The organism is Streptomyces sp. AK02-01A, from assembly GCF_033795305.1.
GTDB lineage: Bacteria > Actinomycetota > Actinomycetes > Streptomycetales > Streptomycetaceae > Streptomyces.
Genome location: NZ_JARBAE010000119.1, coordinates 1 through 1,494, shown reverse-complemented (window position 1 = coordinate 1,494; position 1,494 = coordinate 1). Strand labels below are relative to the sequence as shown.

The window sequence follows — 1,494 nt, the reverse complement described above, 5'->3', positions numbered from 1 at the left end:
CCCGTCGCAGGCCAGGTGGATCTTGGTGTGTACTCAGTCCTCCCCGGGACCGGCCGAGGACGTGATCACCGCTTCGTCCCGGTCGACCGCCCCCTTTTCCCGCCGAACCGTCTACCAGCGCAAAGACAGACGCTGGGAAGCCGCCGGATACATCCTCGCCCCCGGCAACACCCGTCGCCGCATCCGCGTCTACGGCACCACCCGGAAGGAAGCCCTGGCCAAGCTCACCGAGAAGATCGCCACCAGCAACCGAGGCATTCCCGTCCCCTCCGCGCAAGGCAGCGTGGCCGCGTACCTGACGTACTGGCTGGAGAACGTCGCCGTCTACCACCTCCGCGAGAACACCCACACCCGCTACACCGCCGTCGCCCGGCTCTACCTCATACCTGGCCTCGGACGGAAGAAGCTCGCCAAGCTCACCGCCAAGGACGTCCGCACCTGGCTCAACCAGTTCCGCACCACATGCCAGTGCTGCACGCGCGACATCGACGCCCGGCGCGACCAGCCCCGCTGCTGCGCCACCGGCCAGTGCTGCCACAAACTGCTCTCCCCGCTGACGCTGACCTATATCCACTCCGTACTCAAGTCCGCCCTGGAGCACGCCGTCCGCGAAGAGGAGATCCCGCGCAACGTCGCCCGCAACGTCCGCACCGGCACCCCACGGCCCCGGCGCTTCGAACCCCTCACCGCCGACGAAGCCCGCAAGTTCCTGGCCGCCGCCGACGGCCACCGGTTGCAGCCGCTGTTCGAACTCGCTCTCCACACCGGACTCCGCAAGGCCGAACTCCTCGGCCTGCGCTGGGAAAACCTCGACTTCAACGCTGGCACCGCCGCAATCCGCCGAACCTTGCAGCGCACCAGCGCAGGCGGGCTCACCACGCTGCCCGCCAAGACCCGGGCCTCCGAACGCCGCATCGCCCTCCCCACCCGCTGCGTCCACTCGCTGAAGCACCACCACGAACAGCAGCAGCGCGAGGCCGCGGGCGCGGCGTGGCAGTACAGCGGGCACGTGTTCACCACCACGCTGGGCAGACCGATCGACCCGACCAACCTCACCCGCGCCTTCACCACTCTCCTCCGCAAGGCCGGCCTCCGCCGCATCCGCTTTCAGGACCTCAGGCACTCGACTGCCACGATGCTTCTGGAACAGGGCGTCGAACTCGTCGTGATCAAAGAGCTCCTTGGCCACGCCCACATCGGCGTCACCGCTACCGTCTATGCCCACGTGAGGCTACGCCTCCAGCGAGACGCCATCGACACCCTCAGCACCGCACTCGGCAGCCCGGAGGACACCAAGACGGCGCGCTCCGATGGCAACGAACCGCCATCCTGCGCCGCCCTCGTCCGCTGACGTTGCCGTCAACTACTGCCGTCAAGACGGCGAGAAGCCCCGCCGGGTCTATCAGGAATTAGGTGTGATTCGTCTGTTTGGCCTATGAGTTGTTCGGTGGGCTGTTCGGCCTACACTCGTCCGGCGGTAAGGCGGCCGTCGAA

At 67.6% G+C, this 1,494-nt stretch carries 1 protein-coding gene; it reads left to right on the top strand.

Annotation, left to right across the window (positions count from 1 at the left end; translation table 11 throughout):
- Positions 1–61 precede the first annotated feature (61 nt).
- Complete coding sequence (locus tag PV679_RS35975; protein WP_319685490.1) at positions 62–1,351, top strand: site-specific integrase; 1,290 nt, start codon at positions 62–64, stop codon at positions 1,349–1,351.
- Positions 1,352–1,494: the final 143 nt, after the last annotated feature.